Annotated in this window: 17 protein-coding genes; 5 read left to right on the top strand and 12 right to left on the bottom strand. The window is 62.0% G+C overall.

The window, feature by feature from the left end; genetic code table 11:
- Nucleotides 1-8 precede the first annotated feature (8 nt).
- The 5 genes from ACEN9N_RS18840 to ACEN9N_RS18860 form a co-directional block, all read right to left on the bottom strand.
- A complete protein-coding gene (locus ACEN9N_RS18840; RefSeq protein ID WP_413333729.1) occupies nt 9-1,526 on the bottom strand; it encodes an aldehyde dehydrogenase in 1,518 nt (505 codons plus the stop codon).
- Nucleotides 1,523-2,830, bottom strand: coding sequence for an NAD(P)/FAD-dependent oxidoreductase (locus ACEN9N_RS18845; protein ID WP_413333731.1), 1,308 nt, complete (start codon nt 2,828-2,830; stop codon nt 1,523-1,525). Before ACEN9N_RS18845 ends, ACEN9N_RS18840 begins: the two co-directional genes overlap by 4 nt.
- Nucleotides 2,827-3,150, bottom strand: coding sequence for a 2Fe-2S iron-sulfur cluster-binding protein (locus ACEN9N_RS18850; protein ID WP_413333732.1), 324 nt, complete (start codon nt 3,148-3,150; stop codon nt 2,827-2,829). Before ACEN9N_RS18850 ends, ACEN9N_RS18845 begins: the two co-directional genes overlap by 4 nt.
- A gap of 161 nt (nt 3,151-3,311) precedes the next feature.
- Nucleotides 3,312-4,508: a PrpF domain-containing protein gene (locus ACEN9N_RS18855; protein WP_413333735.1), complete on the bottom strand. Its 1,197-nt coding sequence runs from the start codon at nt 4,506-4,508 to the stop codon at nt 3,312-3,314.
- Between the two features lie 7 nt (nt 4,509-4,515).
- Nucleotides 4,516-5,487, bottom strand: coding sequence for a Bug family tripartite tricarboxylate transporter substrate binding protein (locus tag ACEN9N_RS18860; protein WP_413333737.1), 972 nt, complete (start codon nt 5,485-5,487; stop codon nt 4,516-4,518).
- Nucleotides 5,488-5,577: 90 nt separating this feature from the next.
- Between ACEN9N_RS18860 and ACEN9N_RS18865 the strand changes: the two genes are divergently transcribed.
- On the top strand, nt 5,578-6,555 hold the full coding sequence (locus tag ACEN9N_RS18865; RefSeq protein WP_413333739.1) for a LysR family transcriptional regulator: 978 nt from the start codon (nt 5,578-5,580) through the stop codon (nt 6,553-6,555).
- Nucleotides 6,556-6,566: 11 nt separating this feature from the next.
- Here ACEN9N_RS18865 and ACEN9N_RS18870 read toward each other — a convergent pair whose 3' ends face one another.
- The 6 genes from ACEN9N_RS18870 to ACEN9N_RS18895 form a co-directional block, all read right to left on the bottom strand.
- Nucleotides 6,567-7,703, bottom strand: a complete 1,137-nt coding sequence (locus ACEN9N_RS18870) for a CaiB/BaiF CoA transferase family protein (RefSeq protein ID WP_413333741.1) — start codon at nt 7,701-7,703, stop codon at nt 6,567-6,569.
- Nucleotides 7,700-8,806: a CoA transferase gene (locus ACEN9N_RS18875; protein WP_413333743.1), complete on the bottom strand. Its 1,107-nt coding sequence runs from the start codon at nt 8,804-8,806 to the stop codon at nt 7,700-7,702. The genes ACEN9N_RS18870 and ACEN9N_RS18875 overlap by 4 nt, the downstream gene beginning before the upstream one ends.
- Nucleotides 8,803-9,567: an enoyl-CoA hydratase/isomerase family protein gene (locus tag ACEN9N_RS18880; RefSeq protein WP_413333745.1), complete on the bottom strand. Its 765-nt coding sequence runs from the start codon at nt 9,565-9,567 to the stop codon at nt 8,803-8,805. The genes ACEN9N_RS18875 and ACEN9N_RS18880 overlap by 4 nt, the downstream gene beginning before the upstream one ends.
- Complete coding sequence (locus ACEN9N_RS18885) at nt 9,564-9,998, bottom strand: Zn-ribbon domain-containing OB-fold protein (RefSeq protein ID WP_413333747.1); 435 nt, start codon at nt 9,996-9,998, stop codon at nt 9,564-9,566. Before ACEN9N_RS18885 ends, ACEN9N_RS18880 begins: the two co-directional genes overlap by 4 nt.
- A gap of 4 nt (nt 9,999-10,002) precedes the next feature.
- On the bottom strand, nt 10,003-11,118 hold the full coding sequence (locus ACEN9N_RS18890; protein ID WP_413333749.1) for a thiolase family protein: 1,116 nt from the start codon (nt 11,116-11,118) through the stop codon (nt 10,003-10,005).
- Between the two features lie 390 nt (nt 11,119-11,508).
- Nucleotides 11,509-13,002: an NAD-dependent succinate-semialdehyde dehydrogenase gene (locus ACEN9N_RS18895; protein WP_413333751.1), complete on the bottom strand. Its 1,494-nt coding sequence runs from the start codon at nt 13,000-13,002 to the stop codon at nt 11,509-11,511.
- Nucleotides 13,003-13,719: 717 nt separating this feature from the next.
- On the opposite strand from ACEN9N_RS18895, the gene ACEN9N_RS18900 reads away from it, so the two are divergent.
- The 3 genes from ACEN9N_RS18900 to ACEN9N_RS18910 all read left to right on the top strand — a co-directional run bounded on the left by ACEN9N_RS18900 (nt 13,720) and on the right by ACEN9N_RS18910 (nt 15,509).
- A complete protein-coding gene (locus ACEN9N_RS18900; protein WP_495656403.1) occupies nt 13,720-13,815 on the top strand; it encodes a hypothetical protein in 96 nt (31 codons plus the stop codon).
- Between the two features lie 15 nt (nt 13,816-13,830).
- A complete protein-coding gene (locus tag ACEN9N_RS18905) occupies nt 13,831-14,262 on the top strand; it encodes a hotdog fold thioesterase (protein WP_413333755.1) in 432 nt (143 codons plus the stop codon).
- A 92-nt stretch (nt 14,263-14,354) separates the two neighbouring features.
- Nucleotides 14,355-15,509 carry an acyl-CoA dehydrogenase family protein gene (locus tag ACEN9N_RS18910; RefSeq protein ID WP_307642057.1) on the top strand — a complete coding sequence of 385 codons (1,155 nt, stop codon included), beginning with the start codon at nt 14,355-14,357 and terminating at the stop codon, nt 15,507-15,509.
- 42 nt (nt 15,510-15,551) lie between these two features.
- Here the strand turns inward: ACEN9N_RS18910 and ACEN9N_RS18915 are convergent, their stop codons facing one another.
- Nucleotides 15,552-16,313: a FadR/GntR family transcriptional regulator gene (locus tag ACEN9N_RS18915; RefSeq protein ID WP_413333757.1), complete on the bottom strand. Its 762-nt coding sequence runs from the start codon at nt 16,311-16,313 to the stop codon at nt 15,552-15,554.
- Nucleotides 16,314-16,717: 404 nt separating this feature from the next.
- Between ACEN9N_RS18915 and ACEN9N_RS18920 the strand changes: the two genes are divergently transcribed.
- Nucleotides 16,718-18,259, top strand: coding sequence for a carotenoid oxygenase family protein (locus tag ACEN9N_RS18920; RefSeq protein WP_495654254.1), 1,542 nt, complete (start codon nt 16,718-16,720; stop codon nt 18,257-18,259).
- Nucleotides 18,260-18,262 lie beyond the last annotated feature (3 nt).

Below are 18,262 nucleotides of genomic sequence, written 5' to 3' on the forward strand. Positions count from 1 at the left end.
AAGGCGCCCTAGCGGCGGCCGAAAGTCTGCCGATTGCCCAGGTCGATCCAGATCGACTTGGTCTCTGTGTACTCGTCGAGGGCATGGGAGCCCAGTTCACGTCCCAGCCCGCTTTGCTTGAAGCCGCCGAACGGCATCGTGTGGTGGACCATGCGGTAGGTGTTGACCCACACCGTTCCAGCGCGCAGACGGCGCGCCATCCTTTGGGCGCGGACGGAATCGCGTGTCCAGACCGCAGCCGCAAGCCCGAAGTCCACATCGTTGGCAAGGGCGAGCGCTTCCTCCTCGCCCTTGAAGCGGATCACCGCCACGACGGGACCGAACACCTCTTCCTGTGCGAGGCGGGAGCTGTTGGCGACGTCGGCAAACACCGTGGGCCGAACGAAGAATCCGCGCCGAGTGGCTGGCGCTTCGTCACGTACGCCGCCAGCCATCAACCGCGCCCCTTCGGATTTCCCGATCTCGATGTACTCCAGCACCTTGCGCAGTTGCGCATCACAGGCCAAGGGACCAACCTCGGTCGCCGGGTCGAGCGGGTCGCCGAGCCGCAGGGACTCGGCAGCGACGGCGAGACGCTGGGTGAACTCGTCGTAGATGCTGTCCTCCACCAGCAGCCGCGAGCCGCCCATGCAGGTCTGCCCAGTAGCCGCGAAAATACCCGCCATCGCACCATGCACGGCGTTGTCCAGGTCGGCATCGGCGAAGACGATGTTGGGCGACTTCCCACCAAGCTCGAGCGTTACCCGTCCGATGCGCTCCGCAGCGGCCTTCAGCATCGCGCGGCCGCCCTGCGTAGAACCTGTGAAGGCAATCTTGTCTACCCCGGGATGGGCCACGAGCGCAGCGCCGGCCGTTTGCCCATAGCCGGTGACCACGTTCACCACACCCGCCGGAAAACCGGCCTGAACACAGAGCTCCGCCAAGCGTAGGGTAGAGGTAGGCGTCACCTCCGATGGCTTGATTACCAGCGTGCAACCGGCGCCCAGTGCCGGGAACAGTTTCCAAGCAAGCAGACCCAGCGGCGTGTTCCACGGGGTGACTGCAGCGACGACACCCAGCGGCTCCCGCACGGTGCTTGTGCTCATGTTGGGAAAACCGGTGTCGACAGTCTCGCCATGCAAGTTTTCCACCAGCCCGGCAACATAGCGGGCATGGGCTCCCAGCACGAAGGTGCCGCGGCTCATCTCTCCAAGCAGCTTGCCGTTCTCCTGGATCTGAATCCTCGCGAGCTCGTCGGCGTTCTGTTCGATGAGGTCTCCCAGCCGACGCAGCAACGCGGCCCGTTGCCCTGGTGGCGTCTGCGGCCAGCCGCCTGTATCGAACGCCCGGCGGGCAGCGCACACGGCGCGGTCCACATCTCCCGCTTGTGCCGAGGGGACGCGGCCCCATTCGCGGTCTTCGTAAGGATCGACACAGCGGAAGGTCTCACCGCTTTGCGCAGCGACCCACTCGCCGTCGATCAGCATCCGGTAGTCGCGATCCGTACTGGGGTCGAATCGCGTGGGGGATTGGGAGGGTTCGCTCATACGGATGCCTGAATGGAGTTGGAATTGGATGGAACTTGCGGCGCCGCACAGGTAGCGCCGGTCGCCAGATGGTTCAGTGGCAGGGAGGTGTCGGCCAGCTTCTTCGCAGTGACACTCACGCCACCGCCGACGAGCCTGCGCGCGGCAGCAAAGTCCCGCGGGCTCGACACGACGTCAGCAGCAATCAGGGCGCCCGCCCTGAGGTACCACACACTGAAGCTGCTGTCTGTCTGTGGGTCGCCGCGCACCACACGTTCGCAATCCGGCGTGTAGAGGCCCACACTCTGCAGCCGCGCATCGAACTGGTTCGACCAGAACCACGGCGCCGCCCGAACAGGTAGCGGCTTTCCGGTGAGCGCGGCTGCGGCGATACGCGCCTGCTGCAAGGCGTTGTCTACCGACTCGATTCGGCGCAGCGTCCGGTCCGCGCCACATGGCTGCCGTGCGCAGTCCCCGATGGCCAGGATGCGGTGATCGCTGGAGCGGCATGCCGCGTCCACGAGGACACCCTCTGTCACGGCGAGTCCAGCCTTCTCGGCCAGCTCCGTCCGCGGCTGCTGGCCGATTCCCACCAGAAGGACGTCGCACGCGACGCGCTCTCCGTCCGCAAGCGTGACGGCTGTCACGTGCCCGCCTGCTCCGAACTCGAACGAGGCAATCTGGGACGCCAGTCGGATGTCGACGCCACGCGATTCATGCAGACGCCGGTAGAAGTCCGATACCGGCTCGGAGGTCACGCGGGCCAGCAAGCGTGACTGCGCTTCGAGCACAGTGACCTGCAGTCCGAGCTGGCGCGCTGCCGCGGCGGCCTCCAGGCCGATGTAGCCACCGCCCACGATCACCAGCTTGGAGCTGGTCCGCAGGTTTTTCTTGAGCGCAGTGGCGTCCGGCAGTGTCTTGAGGTAGTGGACGTTCGGTGCACGCTCGATGTCGCAGCCGGCAAGACGCTGTGGCCGCCCACCGGTTGCGAGGACCACTGCGTCGTAAGAGAGCTCGCACCCGTCATGCAGGCGGACTCTCCTGTTGGCGCGGTCAATGGAGTCAACCGTGCCTGACAGGATTTCGATGCGCTGCTCGTCATACACGCTAGCCGGCCGGATTGCCAGGTCGGCTTCGGTCGCTGCGCCGAGAAGGTAGGCCTTCGAGAGTGGGGGCCGTGCATAGGGCACGCCCTCCTCTTCATGAACAAGCGTGAGCGTGCCGGTGTAGCCGCAGGCGCGCAGTTCCGTGGCCACCTCGGAGCCGGCCTGGCCGGCTCCGACGATCACGACGGCGCCGTACTCGGGGACTTCCGTGGCACTCATTTCTGCGAGCGAGGCACGTGAACAACAAGGCCCTCGAGGGCCGGCGTCAGACGCACCTGGCATGCGAGGCGGCTGCACGGCGTGGGCATCTCCGCCGTGCACTCAAGCATCTCTTCTTCGTCGGAGGAGCGAGCGGGCATTGTCGCGAGCCATTGCTCGTCCACCATGACATGGCAGGTGGCGCACGAGAGTTCACCACCGCAGTCTGCGACGATCCCGGGCAAGCCATGGCGGCGTGCCACCTGCATCACCGATTCACCTTCGAGGCCTTGCACAGTCCTGCGCTCGCCCGAGGCCTGCACGAAGGTCACCGCGGGCATACGGACCGTCCTGCGCATTTGACGGGTTGCTGGAAGTTCATGGATATGTCTCCTGCCGATTCACACATTGAATAGCGGGGATGCTGACGCCCTCGGCCGATAGCGTCCAATAGAAAGATGCGAGGTCTCGGATACGTGTTCGGTATAGCCCGTACGCAGGCTCAGCGCGCAGCAAATTCCGGCAACCAGGGCAGCCGGTCCATCGCTGTGTAGACCTGCCCATCCGCGATCCGGCGGGCCGTTCGCACGAACGCCGCACGGCGCACCAAGGGATCGGCTCCCGTCTGGTTTTCGATCGCGGCGGCAACGTCGAGCACTCCGCAGGGATGCCCAACCCGAATCGTGCCACTCGCGTGCGCGTCCGCGCTGACAAGCTCATGAGCCACGCTTCCCTCCAGCATGGAAGCAACGCCCAGGCAGGCGCTTCCCGTCCCAGGATAGGCCTTGTGCACATTGCCGCCCCTCGCGTAGAGACGCGCGGCGATGTCGCACTCATGCGCCTCATGCTGTTCGCTTGTTGCATGATCGCGCCAAGGACGCGGGGCGCTGACGAGCGCCAGCCAGGGCGTCGAAGGTGGCTGTCGGATGGCCGAGTCCATGTCCTTCGCGACGCCGGCGAGCAGCGCGGCTTCCAGCCGCACCCGCTCGCACAGTTGCATCAGTTCGCGGTTTGCCTGCATTGCGAGTGGGTCTTCAGTCCCCGCTAAGCCCAGGTCCTCGGCGCGTACATAGCAGACCAGATTCGCGAGGTCGACGATGGAGACTTCGATCTCTTTGCCATCGACGACCAGTCGATCTCGGACACGCCCCGTCGGAAGCAGCCGCCCTGTCGCGCCTCCCACCAGCTCCCTGAAATCCAGCCGCACGGGCGCACCGGTGCCGGGCACGCCATCGATGCGTTGCGAGCCCAGCACGCGAGCCTTCCCGTCCTCGCCAACCTCCACATCGGCGTGGATGATCTGGCCCATGTTGGTGGCGTGGATGCGCACCGAGGTGATGGGTGCGCGGGATACCACAAGGCCTTCGTCAATGGCGAACGGACCGATGGCCGCGGAGATGTTGCCGCAGTTGATGTCCTGCGTGACGGTTGCCCGCTCGGGGACGACTTGCAGGAAGGTGTAGTCAACGTCCGCGTCGGGACGTGTGGGGGGACCCACGATCGCGAACTTGCTCGTCAGCGGGTCGGCGCCCCCGAGACCGTCGATCTGACGGCGATCTGGAGACCCCATCACTGCGAGCACCCAAGCGTCCAAGTCCGAATCGCTTCGCATCGGCGGCAAGTCGGAGCGCTTCACGATGGCGGCTTTGCTGGTGCCGCCCCTGTAGTAGGCATATGCGGTTGCGAACTGTTCCATCATGCCCTCCTCACTCCATGCGCAGCTTGTTCTTGGCAATCAGCCCCTGCCAGCGGCGCCCCTCGCGGGCGAGCCGTTCGGCATAGTCCTGCGGTGTGTGCTGCGACGCGACTTCCACACCGGCAGCTGCCATGCGCGTGCGCAAGGCTTCATCCGACCACACTTTGGCGAGGGCAGCGTGGAGTTTCTGGACGACGTCCGGCGTTACGCCGCTGGGCACGGCCAGTCCGACGTGCATCTCTGCGTCAAAGGCAGGAAACCCTGCTTCAGCAAACGTGGGCACGTCGGGCAACGCCGCAATGCGCTTCTCGTTGGCAACCGCTAATACTCGCAGGTCACCGGAGCGGATGTGCGGCAGGTAGGTATTGAGCGCGGCAAACGCCACATCCGTGTCGCGCCGCACGAGCGACGTTGCCATCGGCGATCCACCGGGATAGGGCACGTGCACCATCTGCACATCGTTCTGGGCCATAAACATCTCGGCAGCCAGGTGATAGGCGGTGCCCGCGCCAGCAGACGCGTAGTTCACTGCGCCGGGGCGAGCCTTCAAATAAACCACGAGCTCGCGCACGGTGCGCACCGGCAATTTGGCATTCACGATCAGGCCGAGCGGAAACCGGGCGAGTACGCCAACGGGTGCGAGATCCTTGCGTGGGTCGTAGCTGAGGTCTTTGCGCAACAAGGCTGCCGTAGCCATGTTGAACTCGGTGCTCATGAGCACCGTGTATCCATCGGGCGGTGAGTGCGCAACCAGATTGGCGGCGAGCGTCGAGGCTCCTCCCGGGCGGTTCTCGAGCACCAGGGGCTGGCCAAGGCTTCGCGCCATGATCTCGCCGGCGCTGCGACCGATGAAATCCGCGATGCCGCCCGCGGAAGTGGGCACCACCAGCTTGATCGGGCGGATGGGGTAGGACTGTGCCCGCGCGACATGCGCGAGCACGGAAGCCCCCAGCGCAACGAGAGTTCTGCGTCGATTCATCATGATCTTTGTCTCCATTTCAAATATTCAACGTTATTGGGGAGCACCGCCAGTTGGCAGGCTCTCCCCGGGTACTCTGCTGCTTAGAATCGAATGACGATCGCGACGGATTTCGCGACGAGGAGACCCGAGGTGGACATCAAGCAGCTGCGCGCATTCCTGGCCATTGCCGACACGGGAAGCATCACACGGGCCTCCGAAACATTGCATCTGGTTCAGCCAGCGCTGTCGCGCCAGCTGCGCATGCTTGAGGACGAACTGGGCACCACGCTGTTCGAGCGCACGCCACGTGGCATGGACCTCACGGATGCTGGCGCGCGCCTGATTGACCGGGCGCGGCGCGCGCTGCGGGAGATCGATGGCGCACGCACGGAAATCCTGGCGGCCAGTCCGGGTGCGGTGCGCGGCACAGTGGAACTGGGACTCCTGACGAGCCACAGCGAGATGATCGCCGCCCCGCTGGTGGCCGCGCTGCGGGCCAGCCATCCGGACCTGCTGCTGCGGATATTCACGAGCTATTCGGACCGGCTGCGCGAGTGGCTGGAATCGGGTGACGTCGGCCTCGCCATGTTGACCGACTACAAGCAGTCGAGCCAGTTGGACATGCAGCCGCTCTTTGCGGAACAGCTGTGCCTGGTTGGCGGCCCGGCATTGGAAGACCATGGGCGCGAGCCCATTGGGCTCCAGCGCCTGGTGAGCCTGCCCTTGATCCTGCCAACCTTCTACCGGGGGCTGCGCCTGATTCTCGACCACGCGAGCGAGGCGCAGGGCGTCAAGCTCAACGTCGTCGCCGAAACGAACGACACGCGAGTGCAGAAGGAGATGTTGCAACTGAACCTCGGCTACGCAGTGCTGCCCATAAACATCGTCGCCGCGGAGGCGGCCAGCGGGCAACTGAAGTTCACGCCGCTGGCCAGCGAAGAGCTGCAGCGCCGCACCGGAATTGCCGTGTCGATGATGCGTCGCAACTCCCTGGCGGTTCGCGCCGTTGCCAATGAACTGAACGCGCTCACCCGCACCTTGATCCAAGAAGGCCGCTGGGTCGGTGCCACCTGGATCGGCGAAGACTGACGCGAACGGAATCAGGTGTCCGCGCATTCGATCACGCCGTCCTTGCGCAAGGCCGCGATCTCCTGCGACGTGTAGCCGCCGAGATCCTGCAAGACCTGCGCGGTGTCCTGCCCGATCGAGGGTGCGGGCCGCGTCAATTGCATCGGCTCATCCTCGAACTGAAACGGGAAGCCCTTGGCGAGAGAGCCATCAGGCAGGGTCCCGACGGCTTCCCACCAGGAGGTACCCCGCCCCTGGGCGGCTGCGCGCCCGTCCCGCACGGGCGCAGTGGCAATGCCCAGCGCGGCCAGTGCTTCGACAGCCTCTTCGGCTGTGCGAGTGGCTATCCACCGCACCAAGCGCTCCTGGACCCGTCCGACAGTCGAATCGGCCACCAGTCCGACCAACGACGGAAGCTGCCGCTGCTCCACGCTAACGGCAATCCACACCTTGTCTTGAGACGCATAGCAATTCTGGAGCGCGTAGAGCGGATCTGCATTGCCCCGAGGCTGACCCGAAGCGCCCAGCACGAAGCGCTCGCCAAGCAGGAAGCTCGTCAGCTCGCGCTGGGACAGGTCCAGGTGCACTCCCTGGCCACCCTGGGCTGCGTGCCAGGCTGTGACCACCATGCCCGCCGCGAAGATCGCAACGACCTGGTCGGGATAGTTCAGCTCGCGGCCGCTCACCGTCGGCGTTCCGCCCGCGTACCCTGTTTCCGCCGCAAGACCCGACATCGCTTCGAGCGTCGTGCCGAACGATACGCGGTCGGCGTCGGGACCGAACTCGCCATGGCTGGACAGCGAGGCCAGGATGATAGAAGGCCGCACCGCGCGCAGCTGCGGGTAGTCGATGCCAAGCTTGGCCAGCACGCCACGTCGGAAGTTCTCCACCACCACGTCGGAACGGGCAACCAGACGCATGAACACCGCCCTGCCCTCAGGCCGCTTGATGTCGATGCCGACTCCCTGCTTGTTGCGGTTGGTGAACCGGAAGAATGGCGAATCGTCGGCGCCGCCCGGCCCGCTCCAGCGACGGAACGGATCGTGGTAGCCCGGTGATTCCACCTTGATCACATCGGCACCGAGGTCCGCAAGCATGGCCGAGGTCGCCGCGCCGGCGGTGATGATGCCCAGGTCCAGGACCCTGCATCCTGCGAGAGGACCGGTCATGCCGCAGTCTCCTCTTCCTGCACGCTGCGCGCCGGAATTCGCCCCGGCGCAAACAGCTCACCGCTCCAGAAAACTGGAAGGCGCGGCAGGGACACGCTGCCTGCATCCGACGCGACGGAGCGCACGAACCCGCGCGCGCGATAGTGCGGATCGTCCGCCAGCTCACCGGCGCTTTGCACGACGCCCAGGGGCAACCGGTGTCGCGCGGCGAGCTCGTTCACCTCGTCCCGTGTCAATCTGGTCAGCGAACCTTCGAACAGCGCAGCGAGTTCGGACGCGTGCGAAGCACGGCCCGCAGGGGTACCGAACCGGGGATCTCGCAGACGCGGATCACCCAGCGTGTCACGCAACGTCTCCCACTCGTGGGGTTGGTAGACCACCGCCACCCAGCCGTCCGCACACCGCACCACCGGCCAGCTCATCGCCTGGCCGGAACGCGTGGCAGGCGTCTCGCCAATAGAAACCGTTGCCAAGTTCTTCCAGTTCAGCCACAGGGCTGTTTCCAGCAGGCTCACACGCACGACTGGCGGCCGCAGCCCGCGGCGACAGAACGCCGCCACCATACCGGTGTACGCCGCCAGACCGGCGGAATAAGCGACCTGATGGCCGGCAAGGCGCACGGGCTCGCGCCATGCATCGCCGACCAGATCCAGCAAGCCGCTCTCGGCTTCGACGGTGAACTCGCTGGCCGGCGGTTCGCATGCATGCTGGCAGGGCAGCGTGTCCACTTGCACGATAGCGCGCGGGGCACCGGCAGCCAGCTTCTGGCCGAGGGCGTCGGTCGCGGCATTGCGCAGCCAAACATCCCCGAGCAGGGCATTCGCGCCGCCCGCGATTTCACGCGCCAATGTCGAGGCCGCGTCGCCCGCGACGCCCTTCATCACGTTCTTGCCTGCGCAGAGAAACGAATGGAGCGCTGACGCCTCTTCGATCGCAGCACTCGTGTCCGGCAGCGCGGCCTCGCCAGCGGGTTGCAGGCAGATGACCTGCGCGCCGAGGTCGGCAGCAATTCGACCCGCGAAAGCAGCAGCGAGTCGCACCCCCCAACTGCTGCGTGGCGAAACGGCCTCAAGCACAACACGGCCTTGGAGAGGCTTCGTCATGCTTTGTCCTTGAACGCTGCGATGCCTTCGGCCTGAACCGTCGTGCGCGCCCGAATACCGACGTTGAGAGCCATCGCGTAGTCGAAACCCGGTTCCAGTTCGGTGATTCGCTTCGGGATCATCTCGAGCGCACGCTTGCTCTCGGAAAGCGCAATGGCGTCATGCCGGGCGATCCGTTTCGCCAGTGCGTCCGCGGCGCCCTCCAGGTCAGCCAACGGTACGCTCTCGTTCACAAGTCCCCACTGAGCGGCGGTACGGCCGTCGATGCGATCAGCCGTGAGCACCATCCAGGCCGCGCGCTTCGGCGGCAGCATCATCTGCGTGGACGGCCCTGCCATCGCGGGATACATGCCAAAGCCGAGCTCAGGCATGCCGATCGGCGCTTCGTCCGCAGCGATCGCTAGGTCGCACACGTTGATCAACGACACCCCACCGCCCAGCGCATAACCCCCGACGGCCGCGATGAAGACGGCAGGGTGACGGCGGATCGCCAGCAACACCTCCACCCATTCGCGCGGAGCTAACTCCCGTTCACGCTGAGTGGCGGACGCGACTTCCTTCAGGTCCACGCCGCTGCAAAAGCTGCCGTCCTGCCCCGTGATGACCAGGACCTTGTACGTGCCGCGGGCCCGTTCGAGGCATTGGAGCAGCCCTTTGCGGGCCGCGCCGTTCATGGCATTGCGCTGGGCCGGGCGGTTCAGCCGGATCAGTCCGTAGTCGCCACGGTCTTCCAGAAGAACAGGTTCTTGCGGTGTGCTCATCGAGCGTCCTCCCGCACCGGCTCGAACACCGGGATTGAAACTTGCTCGTTGGCGTCGCGGAACGTCACGCAAACACGTTGGCCGATGCGGATGTCATCGTTCGCAATGCCGACCAGATTGGTGAAGATGAACGGGCCTTCGTCCAGTTGGACCATTGCCACGTTGTACGGCAGCTCGTCGGCGAAGCCAGCGTAGTATTTTTGATGGAAGACGACCCACGAGATGACGGTGCCCAAGCCGGAGAGCTCCGCCCATTCCCATTCCCTGGAGAGCGTACGCGGTACCACGGGCGAAGGCGGAAACCAGAACTCGCCGGTCGCCTTGTCGCGCTGCATGAGCAGGCGATGCTCGCGGCAGGCGTTCCAGAAGGGCCTGCTCCAGACGTCGATGACGGGGAGCGGCTTGCGGTAGGGAGTCGATGTTTCGCTCATGGACTCAGTTCCTGAAAATGATTGAAGTGGCGCAGTTGGTTGCGCAGATGTACTGCAGGGCCTTGCAGTCCGGGATCTGCCGTTCGCCCGCGCTGCCACGCAGCTGGCGCACGGCCTCAGCAATCAGTGCCCAGCCCTGCATGTACGACTCCGACAGATGGCCGCCACTGGTGTTGGTGGGCCAGCGGCCGCGCCCTAGTTCAAGCATGCCGTCGCGCACGAATGCGCCGCCCTCGCCGCGCTCGCAAAAGCCCATGCCCTCCAGCGCGAACAGCACGGTAGGCGTGAAGTTGTCGTAGATCATCAGGCCGCTCAGGTCTGCGCGCGAGATCCCCGAGCGCGCGTGCACCTCGCGGGAAACCTCTTGCAACGCCGGATGCCACAGATCCGGATGGAACGTGGAACTGTTGTCGTAGGTGTCGCGGCGGGCATAGCCGCTCACGTACACCGGCTTGCCCCGCAGATCTCGCGCTCGCTCGGGCGTGGTCATGATCCAGGCCACTCCGCCGTCATTAATCAGACAGTAGTCATTCAGCCGCAGCGGGTCCGCAATGAAGCGCCCTGCCTGATGCTGCTCCACGGTCAGCGGCTCCCGCATCACGGCATCCGGGTTCAGCATGGCGTGCTTACGGAACGCCACCGCGATGTGGGCCAGGTCCTCGGAGCACGACCCGTACTGGTTCATGTGATGGCGCCACATCATCGCGTGCAGCGCGCCCGGCGAGGTCATGCCCCAGGGCGACCAGGTGGCGTCGCCGCCGCCATAGTTCATCCGCTGCGAGCGACCGTTGTTGCCATACACAAGGGCTACATAGTTGGCCTCGCCGCAGGCAAGCGCGTTGGCCGCCAACTCGAGAGAGATCGAGGCGAAGCGGCCATGCACGGGCGTCTGCATGGTGAAGCGCGGGTTGAGCCCTGCGACTTCGGCGAAGCGCTCGAACGATGGGATGCGGCTGACGATCAGCCCGTCGATTTGTTCCGGCTTCAGGCCGGCGTCTTCGACGGCACGCTGGAGCGCGTCCGCGCCCAGCCCATAGGCATCCGATTCGGGGAAGGATCCATAGGCCGTCGTTCCGACACCGACGACACAGGCCCTGTCGCGAAGCGACCAGTCTGACATTTGATTCCTCTCAGGTTGAACGCCGGATGGCGTATCGGGGAATCGTGGCTCAGGGCTCTTTCACAGTCCAATAGAAAGGCTTGAGGAGCCGCATAACCGAACGGAATAGGGCCGTCGGAGATCGATTCGCAAGAACCAGGAAACGACGATCTCGCTGAGTGCAGGGACTGCTTGGAAAATAAATAGCGCCCGCAGCCCGTGCGCGGGGGTGACTCCAGTTGCTCCTCGGATGCGCCACTGCGTGGCCGCGCGATGCAGCCGCAGAAGTCACTCCGACGGCCTCGAATTGGCACCAACGGATCCCCGCATTGGCCAATATCGACGTTATGCCGCAAGTGCGATCAGCTTGCCCGCATCAAAGCTGGAAAGAATGGCCCGTACGCTCGGGCCTCAAGCGATGCCGCCGAAGCAGATGTACTTCGTCTCGATGTACTCTTCAATCCCGTATTTCGAGCCTTCGCGCCCGATGCCGGACTCCTTCACGCCTCCGAATGGAGCGAGTTCGGTGGATATGCCGCCTTCGTTCACGCCCACCATGCCGACCTCCAGCGCCTCGGCAACCCGCCATGCGCGACCAACGTCCCTGCTGTAGAAGTAGCCCGCCAAGCCGTAAGGTGTGTCATTGGCAGTGGCGACAACGTCCGCTTCATGCTCGAACCGCTGCAGAGCTGCCACGGGCCCAAAGATCTCTTCGTGGCACATGCGCATATCACCCGTGACGCCGGAGAGCACCGTCGGGCGAAAGAAGAGCCCGCCGAGTTGATGCACGGTGCCGCCAGTTTCCACCTTGGCACCGCGAGCCAAGGCATCGCCCACCAGCGTTTGCACCTTTTCCAGGGCGGCATGATTGATCAGCGGACCTTGCTGGATGCCGGGCGCAAGCGGATCACCGACCTTCATGCCAGCTACAGCCTCGCTCAACATGTTGCAGAAACGATCGAAGATGCCGGCCTGCACGAAGATGCGGTTGGCGCTAACGCATGTCTGCCCCGTGTTGCGAAACTTTACCGCCAGCAGACCTGCCAACGCGGCGTCCAGATCCGCATCGTCGAACACGATGAAAGCAGCGTTGCCGCCCAGTTCTAGCGACACCTTCTTGACTGTTCCTGCACACTGCGACATGAGCAGCTTTCCCACACGCGTGGAGCCGGTGAAGGACAATTTTCGGACCGCCGGGTGCGTAGTGAAGACCTCCCCTACCGGTGCCGGCTTTGCCGTAGTTACGATGTTGAAAACGCCCGCCGGTACGCCCGCGCGCAGCGCCAGCTCACCCAATGCCAGCGCAGACAACGGCGTGTCCTCCGCAGGCTTGAGCACCACCGTACATCCAGCCGCCAGGGCAGGCGCTGCCTTGCGGGTGATCATGGCGCTGGGGAAGTTCCAGGGTGTGACCATCGCCGCGACACCGACGGCCTGCTTCACGACGACGAGGCGGCGGTCGCGCACGTGCGGCGGAATGACATCGCCGTAAACACGCTTGGCCTCTTCCGCAAACCACTCAACGAAGCCAGCGCCGTAGACCACCTCACCAATGGACTCGGCCAAAGGCTTACCCTGCTCGCTGGCGAGGATGAGCCCGAGATCTTCTCGGTGTGCAAGGATCAACTCGTACCAACGACGCAGGACAGCCGCACGCTCCTTCGCAGTGAGGCTGGACCATGCTGGCAGGGCGCGGTGCGCCGCTTCTACGGCCGCGGCGGCATCTTGCGCGTCCGAGGCAGGCACGTGCGCCAATCGGGCGTCATTTGCAGGATTGACGACCAGATGCACCTCGCCGGAGGCGGCGCTGCGCCATTCGCCGTCGATCAGATTGAGCTGCCTGAGCAGCGTCTTGTCGGCGAGACGATCTGCAAGTGTTTGGGATTGGGATGTTTTGAGCGTCATGGCTCGAAGCATTTTCCGCAGAGTACGCAAGCGCACAATCGACGAATACTCACGTCGCACCAGACAATCTCACGTTTGAGTCGCCTTTATCACACGCTGGTGCACTGGCAATCGCACCGTGAACAGCCAAGCAAACGATGCAATTGCCGCAAGGCGATCCCGGCCTCGTCCCTGGTCAGGAAACGATGCGCCGACATGTGCTCGGACAGTCTATGAGCTGATCTCCGAACATGGCACTCGACGGCATCAGCATGAGGGCAGGCCGGGGAAGTGGCCCCCTCCATGGATACGGTCAACTACCACTTCGACAACAACAAGGACCTGCCTGCTCAATAGCCGCCATCGTCGAACCGACACGTCGGTCGCCCATGGCCGCCTATCCGTCACGCAAGGTCGCGGCCGTCTCTTCCGGGCAGTGAAAGTACTCCTCATCTTGAGCAGCAATCCGGCTCCCAGCTTCTCCGCGCGGCGCTCAATGCAAGGCGCCAGCGATGTGTGTTCGCTGGCACCAAGCTGCGCTCTGGTAGGCAGGAGCATGAGATTAACTCACGCCGCTCAAGCTTTCATCGCTTGCCGCACGAAGAGGCGTTCCGGACAATCTGACAATTCGGGCGCAGTGCGCTGGCATAGTCAAGCGAATCCTTTGGAACCCTGGTGGAAATGCAGCTTTACACAGTGTTCGACGACACCGACATCGACGCTGCAGTTGCCGGAATGATGGTGGCTAAATTGCGAAGTACGGGAGACACCTGCTTTAGCGCCAGCAGGAGCGTGGTCAATTTTAATTTTCCATCCGAACAATCGCTTTATTAACAATTGTTATCATTCATGTTGATCTGGAAAAAACCGGTTTCGGTCGCTTCTCTTACCCGGCGCGCGGCTAATACCGCAATAACCCATCTCGGAATAGAGTTTATGGAGGTGGGGGAAGATTTCCTCACTGCGCGGCTCCCGGTGACTAGGCAAACATGCCAGCCGATGGGCCTGCTGCACGGAGGCGTGTCGGTCGTGCTAGCCGAAACGCTGGGATCGATCGGCGCGGCCCATTGTTGTTCCGAGGGAAGCAGCGTGGTTGGTCTGGATATAAACGCCAACCATCTACGCGCCGTACGTGAGGGCTGGGTTACGGGGCGCGCCATGCCGATCCACATCGGGCGGACCACACAGGTGTGGAAGATTGATATTTCCGATCAGGCGGGCAAGCTTACTTGCGTGTCTCGCCTAACTATGGCGGTTATCCCAGCCGTAGCTGAGATTTAGATCCACGGAAATTTAGCAGTGGATTGCCTCATCTGGCCTGCTATGAAATAAGAATAGCCATGGCACATACGTGACAATTTACCGGATAAAACATGAAAGAATACAAGTCGCCTTGGTTGACCCCGGAATTGGAAATGCTGCAGGAAGCGAGCCGCCGATTCTTCGAGGAACAATTCGTGCCTCGAGAGGAGGAATGGGCGCACAACATGTTGATGGACCGGAGTGCTTGGAACGAAGCAGGCGCCATGGGTTTGCTTTGTGCGAGCATTCCTGAGGAATACGGTGGAGGCGGAGGAAGCCTAGCGCATGACATTGTTATTTTTAGCGAACAGTCGCGAGCACTGATAGGAAGCTTCAGCAACACGGTACACAGCGGTATCGTTGCCCACTACTTGCTGCACTACGGAACAGAGGAGCAGAAGCGCCGTTGGCTGCCTGGTATGGCCTCGGGGGAGTTGGTTGGTGCAATCGCTATGTCCGAGCCGGATGCGGGCTCCGATCTTCAAGCGATTAAGACACGGGCACGGCGCCAAGACGAACACTATGTAGTCAACGGTTCCAAGACGTTTATCACGAATGGTTATCACGCAGACTTGGTATTCGTGGTCGCGCGTACCGATCCCGAAGCAAAGGGCGCGCGTGGATTGTCCATAATAGTTTTAGAAACTAACAACCTAGAGGGCTATCGCAAAGGCCGCGTATTGGAGAAATTAGGAAATAAAGGCTCTGATACTGCAGAACTTTTCTTCGATGACGTAAAGGTGCCGTTGAAAAATCTTCTTGGCACCGAGGAGAACAAGGGCTTTTCGCAGTTGATGGCGCAATTGCCAGCGGAGCGGCTGTACATAGCCATGAATGCCGTGGCGCAAATGGAACGAGCTGTGGCGATGACCATCGACTACGTCAAGAGTCGAAAGGTCTTCGGACAATCCCTGTCGCAGCTCCAAAACACGCGATTCAAGCTCGCCGAATGTGCAACTCAGGCCAAGGTTGCACGGGTGTTTTTGGACAATTGCTTAGTCAGGTGCCTAGATGGTGATCTTGACGCTTCTGAGGCGGCAATGGCGAAATGGTGGAGCACGCAGCGATGCAATGAGATAGTCAACGAATGCCTCCAACTGCATGGAGGAAACGGCTATATCATGGATTATCCGATCGCAAGAATGTATGCAAACGTACGCGTTGGGCCGATTTACGGGGGCTCAAACGAGATCATGAAAGAAATTATCGCGCGGAGTATTCTTTAATTTTCGCTTAGTGGCACTTGGCAAGTGGCGCATTGCTGGGGCCTATAACATCGTCAAATCGGGTGATTGCTTTTGCTCCACGGCATGCCTAACGATGTGTTCGTGCAGCTTGCGAAGGTGCGTGTGCATTTCTTGAGCTGCCTGATCCCCATTCCGAGCCTGAAGCGCTTCAAGGAACCGCCTTCTTGACAACGCCAGATCTTGCGTCGGATATATTTCGATGCGCTGCAAGATAACTCTTATCACGTCTGTTAGGGATCGGACGACAACCGTCATAACCTTGTTTTTTGTGGCTGACGCCAGCAGTTCATAGAAGTCGGTGGCATGCTGCAACCGAATTTCCCGACTTCCGGATTTAAGCGCCACCTCGTTAAGTCTTACGTTCTCTTCGATTTGCTCTAGGTCTTGGGTTGTGGCTCGTTCACATGCCAAGCGTGCAACCGAAGCGAGTATGAATATACGTGCTTCAGTCAGCTCGCTTAGCGTGATCGTTCCCAGATTGAGCATGTCCTGCATCAGCTCCGTCATCTTGCGATCGGAACTGGCCTGAATAAACGCGCCGCCTTTTGGCCCCCTCTGCAAGGCTATGAGGCCAGCGTTCTCAAGGCTTCTGAAGGCTTCGCGTATTGCAAGACGGCTGACGCCAAGCTGAACCGCCAACTCACGCTCAGGAGGCAGCTTGTCCCCTTTCTTTAATCTGCCGCTCGCGACAAGCTCGCGAATCCGTTCGCAGACAACTTCAAACGCCCGCTGCGCCGGTATGGGTTGAAACATTGCGGGTACTTTGGCGGCTGTTTGATCCATTGCGCATGCCTTAGTCGAGATCCCACACACTCCGCGCTCTCTCGAGGCGATCTTGTACAAGATTGTTGGCCTGACAGTAAATCATCGTACCGATAGCGCGGGGCGGCTGAATTGCGCCGCCGAGGCGATACGAAAACTCACGCGCCCCTGGAAATAATCATGCTGCAGGGGCTTGAGCCTCAGGGGAGAGGCCTTCTATCATAGCAATATGCAATGGTCATACCAACGTGTCGCAAACCCGGGCGGGGTGCGACAGCGGCCGTTGTACCCACGAGCAGGGTCCGCCTCGCAGGTGATCCGTAGGACGCATCATTCGAAATGCCGCTCAAACGGCTGAGCCGGACCCTGCCCGCGGTGACTTTGTTGTTGTACTTCTTTCGAAGAATTTCTGGGAACCCATGATCATGCAACTCACCGAAACCCAAAAAAGAGAACTTGAGACCATCGATGCCGCCATCCAGGCGCAGGCCTACAACCAACAGAGTGCCTATAGCCATTGGGGCTTCCGTGCGATTCATACCGAGTTGCAGCGCGCGCCTGTCACGGTCACGGGCACCCTCCCGCCGGATCTTGAGGGCGTATATATCCGCAACGGAACGAATCCTCAGTTTGATCCAATGGCGATCCGGTATCAGATGTTCGATGGGCCAGGCATGCTTCACCAGGTCCACATCAAGAATGGTCAGGCCACCTATACCAATTCTTATGTCCGTTCGAAGCGCTTCCAAGTTGAAAGGGCGCTTGGCCGAGACGTCTACATCAGCATGGGTGAACTGCTGACCGGGGGCAAGGCGACTTTAGCCAAAATGGAATGGCTGCAAAAGCAATACAAGGAAGGTGCGTTGCCGGAACTCAAGTTCAGCGGCACGGGCAACGGCACGGCCATCCAGTTCCACCAAGGCCAGCTCTACACGTTTAACGAGGCCGGCTATCCGTTTCTTTTGTATGTCCGAAAGGAAAACGGGGAACTGGTCATCGATGGTACTGGCGAGCCCACCACTTGGGGAGGAAAGCTGACCGGACCGTTCTCCGCCCATCCCGCGATCGATCCTGACACCGGCGACATGTACAGCGTGGCGACCAACCGCTATGACGGAAGTATCACCATTGTGCAGGTGTCGAACAACGAAGTGGTTCGGTCACTTACTTATCAGCAGCCGCCGAAGCATATGGCGTGGATCCATGAGTGCTGCATCACCGAGAACTACATCATCTTCCCGGACATCTCCATGCGGGTCGATAGAAATGGGCTGCAGCAAGAAAACGGGAGCATGTACTACTGGGACACCGGATACAACATGCGCTTCGGCGTACTGCCGCGCAAGTTCGATAGCGACACGCCAATTCGCTGGATCTCGACGAGCAGGCCAGGTGCAATTTGGCATTTGCTCAATGCGTGGGAAGAAGAAAGGCCCGACGGGGGCACGAACATCGTGATGTACGGTCCGCGATTCCACGAATACCCTACTACGGTCCCCATTCACACCCCGGAAGAGTCGCATGCTCAGCTTTCGCGATGGGTGATTGATCCGGAAGCTCACGAGGTGCTGGAAGACCGAGTGCTCGTCGAGTGGGGCTACGAACGTTGCTCTTTCCACGTCGGATACCGCGGGAAGAAGATGCGCTACTGCTACCTCCTTGATGAGCAGAAGGAGGGCTACATGGGCAAGGGCACCCTCAAGTACGACATCCTGAACGAGCGCGAAATCAAGTATGTGGACTACGGAAACCAATACGGCGGAGAACCGCTGTTCGTTCCTAAGAAGGGCGCGGTCGATGAGGATGACGGCTACATCCTGGACCTGATGATGGAGAAGGACAGGGCCGAGGTTCTCGTGCTGGATGCCAAGACCATGGACGAAGTCTGTCGCCTGCACCTTCCGCAACGCGTTCCGTTCGGCGTGCACGCCGTCTGGCTCGACCAGGAGAAAGTTCAGCAACTCTAAGAA

This window comes from Variovorax sp. Varisp46, assembly GCF_059491885.1.

Bases quoted from the DNA above. Each gene is read 5' to 3' on its own strand.
- ACEN9N_RS18900 (WP_495656403.1), top strand. From the start codon at position 13,720: ATGGTGGCTAAATTGCGAAGTACGGGAGACACCTGCTTTAGCGCCAGC.
- ACEN9N_RS18855 (WP_413333735.1), bottom strand. From the start codon at position 4,508: ATGATGGAACAGTTCGCAACCGCATATGCCTACTACAGGGGCGGCACC.
- ACEN9N_RS18870 (WP_413333741.1), bottom strand. From the start codon at position 7,703: ATGACCGGTCCTCTCGCAGGATGCAGGGTCCTGGACCTGGGCATCATC.
- ACEN9N_RS18865 (WP_413333739.1), top strand. From the start codon at position 5,578: ATGACGATCGCGACGGATTTCGCGACGAGGAGACCCGAGGTGGACATC.
- ACEN9N_RS18845 (WP_413333731.1), bottom strand. From the start codon at position 2,830: ATGAGTGCCACGGAAGTCCCCGAGTACGGCGCCGTCGTGATCGTCGGA.
- ACEN9N_RS18905 (WP_413333755.1), top strand. From the start codon at position 13,831: ATGTTGATCTGGAAAAAACCGGTTTCGGTCGCTTCTCTTACCCGGCGC.
- ACEN9N_RS18860 (WP_413333737.1), bottom strand. From the start codon at position 5,487: ATGATGAATCGACGCAGAACTCTCGTTGCGCTGGGGGCTTCCGTGCTC.
- ACEN9N_RS18895 (WP_413333751.1), bottom strand. From the start codon at position 13,002: ATGACGCTCAAAACATCCCAATCCCAAACACTTGCAGATCGTCTCGCC.
- ACEN9N_RS18920 (WP_495654254.1), top strand. From the start codon at position 16,718: ATGCAACTCACCGAAACCCAAAAAAGAGAACTTGAGACCATCGATGCC.
- ACEN9N_RS18850 (WP_413333732.1), bottom strand. From the start codon at position 3,150: ATGCCCGCGGTGACCTTCGTGCAGGCCTCGGGCGAGCGCAGGACTGTG.
- ACEN9N_RS18915 (WP_413333757.1), bottom strand. From the start codon at position 16,313: ATGGATCAAACAGCCGCCAAAGTACCCGCAATGTTTCAACCCATACCG.
- ACEN9N_RS18910 (WP_307642057.1), top strand. From the start codon at position 14,355: ATGAAAGAATACAAGTCGCCTTGGTTGACCCCGGAATTGGAAATGCTG.
- ACEN9N_RS18875 (WP_413333743.1), bottom strand. From the start codon at position 8,806: ATGACGAAGCCTCTCCAAGGCCGTGTTGTGCTTGAGGCCGTTTCGCCA.
- ACEN9N_RS18885 (WP_413333747.1), bottom strand. From the start codon at position 9,998: ATGAGCGAAACATCGACTCCCTACCGCAAGCCGCTCCCCGTCATCGAC.
- ACEN9N_RS18840 (WP_413333729.1), bottom strand. From the start codon at position 1,526: ATGAGCGAACCCTCCCAATCCCCCACGCGATTCGACCCCAGTACGGAT.
- ACEN9N_RS18890 (WP_413333749.1), bottom strand. From the start codon at position 11,118: ATGTCAGACTGGTCGCTTCGCGACAGGGCCTGTGTCGTCGGTGTCGGA.
- ACEN9N_RS18880 (WP_413333745.1), bottom strand. From the start codon at position 9,567: ATGAGCACACCGCAAGAACCTGTTCTTCTGGAAGACCGTGGCGACTAC.